Here is a 1,195-nt window from a genome sequence, read left to right as displayed (position 1 = left end):
GCAAGCCCGCTTGTATGCTGGGACTTGAAGGGAGGAGGAGGGACAAAGCCCGATTCTGACTGTTGACGCAGTACAGATCCGTGGGAGATTTCGCCCCTCCTCCTTTCACCCAAGCGCCGATAAAGAATGCATCTGGCTAGGACCGACGATAGGAACAAGCCTGCGCCTCTGGGTGAGCCCTTCAAGTGCTCAAAACCTTATCCCGGAGGAATTTCAATGGCAATGGCGGTTTCTGTCGTAAAGCCGATCGTAGGTGTGGATGTCGCCAAGAATGAACTGGTGATCTATCAGGCTGAACGGGATCTTCTTGAGACAATTACCAATGACAAGGCAGCCATCAAAAAATGGCTGAAAGCCTTGCCGACGCCGGTTGATCTGGCCATCGAGTCGACCAACATCTATCACTTGGAGTTCGCCGATCTGGCCCATGAGGCTGGCTGCACCATCTACATGGTCGGCGGTTACGAGCTGAGTCATTACCGCAAAGGCGTGAAGATTCGGGCCAAAACTGATGCGTTGGACGCCAAACTGCTCGCTCGTTATCTGAAAAATGAGTACGAAGAACTCCACCCCTGGATCCCGCCATCCCCACTGTATCGTCGCCTACTGAGTCTTTTCCGCCGCCGCGCGGCGCTGGTTCAGGCGCGAGTCGGTCTGGTGCAGAGCTGGGCGAATGAACCCCTGCTCAAAACCGCATTTGCCGAGCAACTGGCATCCATGCGCAGGCTTGAAACACTGGTCGAGAAGATGATCAATGATCATCTGAACGAGGCTGGTTTACTCGCCCAGTTGAAGCGTTGCATGAAAGTTGAAGGCATTGGCTTTTTGACAGGCGCACGGTTGATTGCGGCGTTTCAGCGAGGCGACTTCAGAAATGCGGATGCATTTATCGCATTTCTGGGGATGGACTTGCGGGTATCGAAGTCAGGGCAAAAGGATGGTCGTCGAAGCCTGACCAAGCGCGGAGATCCGGAAGCTCGCCGACTTCTGCACAACGCAGCCATGTCAGCCAGCCGCACCCCCGCCTGGAAAGGGTTTTACGAGGAGCAAAGAGCTCGGGGTTTCAGTACAACGCAGGCCTTGGTGATCTTGGCCCGTAAGCTTGCACGGGTCGTATTTGCACTGCTGAAAGGGCAGAGTGAATACCAAGCGAAAACGGGTTGAGGGCTTCCCCTCAACCATAGAATCTCCCACA

At 54.7% G+C, this 1,195-nt stretch carries 1 protein-coding gene; it reads left to right on the top strand.

The window, feature by feature from the left end:
- Positions 1-216: 216 nt before the first annotated feature.
- Positions 217-1,164: an IS110 family transposase gene (locus tag ACZ9IM_RS30485; protein ID WP_476225837.1), complete on the top strand. Its 948-nt coding sequence runs from the start codon at positions 217-219 to the stop codon at positions 1,162-1,164.
- Positions 1,165-1,195 lie beyond the last annotated feature (31 nt).

Source organism: Pseudomonas sp. TE12508 (assembly GCF_056279485.1).
This window is presented reverse-complemented; position numbering and strand designations above follow the sequence as displayed.